Annotated in this window: 7 protein-coding genes; all 7 read left to right on the forward strand. The window is 64.5% G+C overall.

Translation table 11 applies throughout. From position 1 onward, the window contains the following. On the forward strand, nt 1–976 hold a 976-nt coding region (locus JHD07_RS05870; RefSeq protein ID WP_291619966.1), incomplete at its 5' end, for an ABC transporter substrate-binding protein. A 15-nt stretch (nt 977–991) separates the two neighbouring features. Next, nucleotides 992–1,759: an ABC transporter ATP-binding protein gene (locus tag JHD07_RS05875; RefSeq protein WP_291619968.1), complete on the forward strand. Its 768-nt coding sequence runs from the start codon at nt 992–994 to the stop codon at nt 1,757–1,759. A 3-nt stretch (nt 1,760–1,762) separates the two neighbouring features. After that, the gene (locus JHD07_RS05880; RefSeq protein WP_291619969.1) at nt 1,763–2,467 is read left to right on the forward strand and encodes an ABC transporter ATP-binding protein; all 705 of its coding nucleotides are present in this window, start codon (nt 1,763–1,765) and stop codon (nt 2,465–2,467) included. Between the two features lie 5 nt (nt 2,468–2,472). Next, a complete protein-coding gene (locus JHD07_RS05885) occupies nt 2,473–3,354 on the forward strand; it encodes a branched-chain amino acid ABC transporter permease (protein WP_291619971.1) in 882 nt (293 codons plus the stop codon). Continuing rightward, on the forward strand, nt 3,351–4,373 hold the full coding sequence (locus JHD07_RS05890) for a branched-chain amino acid ABC transporter permease (RefSeq protein ID WP_291619973.1): 1,023 nt from the start codon (nt 3,351–3,353) through the stop codon (nt 4,371–4,373). Before JHD07_RS05885 ends, JHD07_RS05890 begins: the two co-directional genes overlap by 4 nt. Then, on the forward strand, nt 4,333–5,286 hold the full coding sequence (locus tag JHD07_RS05895) for a polyphosphate kinase 2 family protein (protein WP_291619975.1): 954 nt from the start codon (nt 4,333–4,335) through the stop codon (nt 5,284–5,286). Before JHD07_RS05890 ends, JHD07_RS05895 begins: the two co-directional genes overlap by 41 nt. Then, nucleotides 5,283–5,997 (forward strand): patatin-like phospholipase family protein (locus tag JHD07_RS05900; RefSeq protein ID WP_291619977.1); only part of this gene is annotated, 715 nt, incomplete at its 3' end. The genes JHD07_RS05895 and JHD07_RS05900, both read left to right, overlap by 4 nt.

Raw genomic sequence — 5,997 nt, forward strand, 5'->3', positions numbered from 1 at the left:
GTGCGTGCCGGTGGCAGCGCGGGTCGAGCAGCTGAAGAAATTCATGTGGATCACGACCTGCATTTCGTCGGCGGTGCTGGAGAACAAGAACTACAAATACGTGTTTCGCCCGCAGGCTTCCGGCGATCAGTTCGGCATGATGACGATGGACTTCATCGCGCAAAACACGAAGGAAAAGCTCGGCAAGGATGCGAAGGACCTGCGGGTCGCGATCATCCACGAGGACGGCGCCTACGGTGTCGATGTCGCCAAGGGCAACGAGGCCGGCGCCAAGAAGGCTGGTTTCAACATCGTGCTAAGGGAAGGCTATTCGGCGACGGCCCCGGATCTGTCCGCGCTGGTCACCAAGCTGAAGCGGGCCAAGCCGGATGTGGTCTTCCACACCGGCTATAATCCCGACATCACCCTGCTACTCCGCCAAGCCCGCGAGCAGGGGCTGAAGTTCGGCGCGTTGGTCGGACATGGCGCCGGCTACGGGGTCTATGAGAAGCTCAAGGAAGGCCTGGGCGCCGACGTCGACTACGTCTTCAACACCGATCCGATCTCGATCTGGCTCGCCAACCAGAAGAGCATGGATCCGAAGCTGCCGCCGATCATCAAGGCGGTGGGCGAGGAGTTCGACAAGCGCAAGCCGGGCCTCGCCATCCGATCGGCCCATGTCGGCATGGCTGCGTCCAACACCTATTTGTTCCTGAACGACGTGCTGCCGCGAGCGATCAAGAAATACGGCGGCATCGACCCCGACGCCCTGCGCAAGGCAGCACTCGACACCGACATACCCGAAGGCGGCACCATGCTCGGCTTCGGCGTCAAATTCCACGGCGAGGGCTCGCCAATGGCCGGTCAGAACGAACGCTCGTTCCCCGTCGTGATCCAGTACGTCGACGACAAGTCCTATGTGGTGTGGCCCAAGAGTCAGGCGCAGCGCGAGGCCGTGCTGCCGCTACCCAAGGGCACCACCTACAGCAACCAGTAGCGGCGGAGAGCCTTGGTGCTGGAAGTCAGCGGCCTGGTGAAGCGGTTCGGCGGCTTCACCGCCGTCAACAACGTGTCGTTCCGGGTCGACCAGGGCGAGATCCTCGGCCTGATCGGCCCCAACGGCTCGGGCAAGAGCACGATCTTCAACATGCTCTCCGGCACGCTGGCCCCGACCTCCGGCTCGATCCAGTTTGCCGGCCACGAGATCGCGGGCCTTGCGCCGCACCGGATCATCAATGGCGGCATCGGCCGTACCTTCCAGATCCCGCGCCCCTTCCGCCGCCTGACCATCTTCGAGAACGTCGCGCTGGCGGGCTTCTACGGTCAGGGCCGCCATAGCCGCGCCAGGGCGGAGGAGGCGGCCGAGCGCTCGCTGGCGATGGTCGGCCTGCCGACCGATCGTCACGCCGGCGTCGACGGGCTCGGCGCGGCGGGCTTGAAGAAGCTCGAGCTCGCCAAGGCGCTCGCCACTGCGCCGAAGCTGTTGCTCGCCGACGAGAGCCTCGGCGGGCTCGACGAGGCCGAGATGGACCAGGCCGCCGACATGCTGCGCAACATCCGCGACGAGCTCGGCATCACCATCATCTGGGTCGAGCACATCATGGGCGTCCTGATGCGCGTCGTCGACCGCGTCATGGTGCTCGATCACGGCGAGAAGATCTCGGAAGGCTTGCCGAGCGCGGTCGCGGGCGATCCGCGCGTCATCGAGGTCTATCTCGGTACCGATGCCGAGACCACGCAGGCCGCGGCCGCCGAAGCGCGCCGCCGCGCAGGGGGCTAGGCGATGCTGGAGCTTCGCGGCGTCAATGCCGGCTATGGCAGCTTCCAGGCGCTGTTCGATGTCGACCTCGACGTCAGGGCCGGCGAAGCCGTCGGCGTCATCGGCCCGAACGGCGCGGGCAAGACCACCTTGATGCGCGTCATCTCCGGCCTGATCCGTCCCTCGCGCGGATCGATCAGGATGGAAGGCACCGACGTCGTCGCGACGCCGCCGCACAAGATCGTCAGCCTCGGCATTGCGCATGTGCCGGAGAACCGGCGGCTGTTCCCGCAGCTCACGGTCGACGACAATCTCAAGATGGGCGCCTTCATGAAGGAGGCGCGCGACCACTACGTCGAGCGCCTCGAGGTCGTGTTCGACCTGTTCCCGCGCCTGAAGGAGCGCCGGCACCAGATGGCCGGCACCATGTCCGGCGGCGAGCAGCAGATGTGCGCGATCGGCCGCGCGATGATGTCCAATCCGAAGCTGCTGCTGCTCGACGAACCCTCGGCGGGTCTGGCTCCCGTCGTGGTGCAGCAGGTGTTCGAGCTGGTGAAGCGAATCCGCGCCAGCGGGCTGACGGTGCTGATCGTGGAGCAGAACGTGCAGCAGGTGCTCAAGGTGGTCGACCGCGCCTATCTGATCGAGGCGGGCACGATCAGGGCGTCGGGCACCTCGGCCGAGATGCTGGCGAGCGACACGGTCAAGGAAGCGTATCTCGGGGTGTGATTGGCATGCAGGCGTTCCTCGACGTCTTCGACATCTATCTGCTGGAGGCCGTGATCAACGGTATCCTGCTCGGCGGCGTGCTGGCGCTGCTCGCGCTCGGACTCAACCTGATCTTCGGCGTCATCGACGTCACCTGGATCTGCTATGCCGAGCTCGTGATGATCGGCATGTACGGTATGTATTTCCTGGTGCAGTATTACGGCCTCAGCTATTTCGTTGCCGCCCCGCTCACCATCCTGCTGGTCGCCGTGCTCGGCGCGGCGCTGCACTACCTCGTGATCGCGCCGCTGCTGACGGCCCCTCCGATCAACCAGCTGCTCGCGACCGGCGGCGTGCTGTTCGTGCTGCAGAGCTTTGCCACCGTCGCCTTCGGCATCGACTTCCGCAATCTCGGCATCCGCCTGCCGGTGCTCGCCTTCGGCGACATGAATTTCAGCTACGCCCGGTTGCTGTCCTTCGGAGCCGCGCTGGTCGGCATGGTCGCGGTCTACCTGTTCATGACACGGACCTTCACCGGCACCGCGATCCGCGCCATCTCCCAGGACCGCCAGATCATGGCGCTGATGGGCGTCGACACCAGGCGGATCTATCTCATCACCTCCGCGCTCGGCGGCGCGCTGGCCGGGCTCGCCGCGTGCCTGCTGGTTTTGCTATACGACGTCCATCCCTTCGTCGGCCTTTCCTTCGGACCGATCACCTTCCTGATCTGCGTGCTCGGGGGACTCGGCAACTTCATCGGCGGCTTCATTGCCGCCTTCGTGTTCGCAGAGATCATCTCGCTCGGCGGCCTGTTCTCCGACCTCGAATGGGGCTACGTGCTCGCCTTCGCCTTCTTCATCGTCATGATGTTCATCCGGCCCGCGGGCCTGCTTGCGAGGCGCCGATGACGGGGCAGGGGCGGCTTGCAGCCTGGGGGATCGGACTGGCGGCGCTGGTCGCGCTGCCCTTCCTCTATCGCGATCCCTATCATCTGCACATCCTGGTGCTGATCCTGATCTGGTCGTTCGCCTATACCTCATGGTCGATGATGGGGCGGTTCGGGCTCGTCTCGCTCGGACATGGCGGCTTCATGGGGATCGGCGCCTATGTCACCGCGCTCCTGTGGAATCATCTCGGCCTGACGCCCTGGATAGGCATTCCGATCGGCATGGTCGCGGCGGGCGCGCTGGCGCTGATCGTCGGTTATCCCTGCTTCCGCTTCCGCATCACCGGGCATTATTTCGTGCTGGTGACGCTGGCGCTTTCCGGCATCGTGCTCCAGGTCATCACCGCCACGCGCGACTATACCGGCGGCTCGCTCGGCTACACGCCGGACCGGGCATCGGGCAACAGGCTGCTGGCGCTGCAATTCGACGACAAGACCACCTGGTACCTGATCGCGCTCGCGGTCTGGCTGTTCGGCATCGTGGTCTGGCACTGGGTCGACCGCAGCATGGCCCGCTATGCCCTGGAGGCGATCTCGGAAGACGAGGACGCTGCGGCTGCGGCCGGCGTCGACGTCACCGCCGAAAAGCTGAAGATCACGCTGCTCAGCGCGTTGATGACGGCGCTCGCCGGTGCGATCTACTGCCAGTACCAGATGTTCATCACGCCTGATACGGTCAGCGGCATCGCGGTGTCGCTGCAGATGGTGTTCGCGGCCATCGTCGGCGGCCTGTTCGTCTCGCTCGGCCCGACCGTCGGCGCCATCATCACCATAATGCTGGCCGAGAGCTTGCGCATCGGCTTCGGCACCAAGGCGGTCGGCTGGGACAACCTGGTCTACGGGCTGCTGCTCGTGCTCTTCATCATATTCCTTCCCAAGGGCATCCTTGGTAGCTTGCTCGACCGATTGAAGAAGCCGCAACGCAAGGTAACCCGCGCTCATGAGCAAGAAGCCGTCGAAATCGCTCGCCCAGGAGCTTGACCGCTACATCACGCCATTCCGCTACGATGGCTCCGGCAAGTTTCACCTGAAGGACCACAAGACCGACGAGAAGGGCGATCTCGACAAGGAGAGAGCACAGGCGATCCTCGAGGCCAACAAGAAGCGGCTGGTCGGATTTCAGGAGAAGCTTTACGCGCAGGACCGCTGGTCGCTGCTGATCGTGTTCCAGGCCATGGACGCCGGTGGCAAGGACAGTGCGATCAAGGCGATCTTCGAGGGCATCAATCCGCAGGGCTGCGAGGTCCATGCCTTCAAGGCGCCGAGCAGCAAGGAACTCGACCACGACTTTCTCTGGCGCCACGCGATCGCGTTGCCCGAGCGCGGTCATATCGGCATCTTCAACCGCTCACACTACGAGGAATGCCTGGTGACGCGGGTGCATCCGGAGATCCTCGCCAAGGAGAAGCTGCCGCCCAAGCTCGTGACCAAGAACATCTGGAGGGAACGGTTCGAGGACATCTCCGCCTTCGAGCGCTATCTCAGCCGCAACGGCACCGTGGTGCTGAAGTTCTTTCTGAACCTGTCCAAGGAAGAGCAGCGCCGGCGCTTCCTCGATCGGCTGGAACAGCCGGCCAAGCAGTGGAAGTTCTCCATGGACGATATCAAGGAACGTGCGCTGTGGCCGCGCTACCAGGCGGTGTACCAGGACATCGTCCGTCACACGGCAACATCGCACGCGCCATGGTACGTCGTGCCTGCCGACCACAAATGGTTCGCCCGCGTCGTGATCGGCTCGGTGATCAACGCGGCGCTGGAAAAGCTCGACCTGCGTTTCCCGCGCGCCGACAAGGCCTCGCTGGCCGAGTTCGACGAAGTGCGCAAGGCACTGGAGAAAGAGGGCGACGGAAGCAAGGGAGGCAAGACAGACAAGGGAGGCAAGGAGGCGACGTGACAGCCAGCCGGCTCTCCGACCGCAAGACCGTCAACTTCGCGCTCCAGGGCGGGGGCGCGCACGGCGCCTTCGTTTGGGGTGTGCTCGACCAGGTGCTCGAGGACGGCAGGCTCGCGATCGAGGCGATCAGCGCCACCAGCGCTGGAGCCATGAACGCGGTCGCGATGGCTTCGGGCATGGCGAACGGAGGCGCCGAGGCGGCGCGGGAGAGCCTGCACGCATTCTGGTACGAGGTGTCGCGCATGGACATGGCGTACGATCTGATGTCGCCGCTGAACCAGTGGATCCAGGCCTTGAGGCTGCCGCCGGAATATCATCCGGTCCACGCCGTCATCCATACGCTGACGCACACGCTGCCGCCGGGCCTGCTCAATCCCTTTCATTTCAATCCGCTCCGCACGCTGCTGCAGCGCGTCGTCGATTTCGACCGGCTCAATTCCTCGCCCGAGGCGCCGCAGCTGTTTCTCAACGCCACCAACGTTCGCACCGGCAAGATCAAGGTGTTCCAGAGCCCGCTTCTCACGGCGGAAACCGTGCTCGCCTCGGCCTGCCTGCCGCCCTATTTCCAGGCCGTCGAGATCGACGGCGAGCATTATTGGGATGGCGGCTATCTCGGCAATCCCGCGATCTATCCGCTGATCTACCGCAAGGGCAGCCACGACGTCATCATCGTGCAGGTCACGGCGATCCGCCGCGACGAGCTGCCGACGA

The sequence above is a fragment of the Bradyrhizobium sp. genome, from assembly GCF_016462955.1.
Taxonomy (GTDB): Bacteria; Pseudomonadota; Alphaproteobacteria; order Rhizobiales; family Xanthobacteraceae; genus Bradyrhizobium.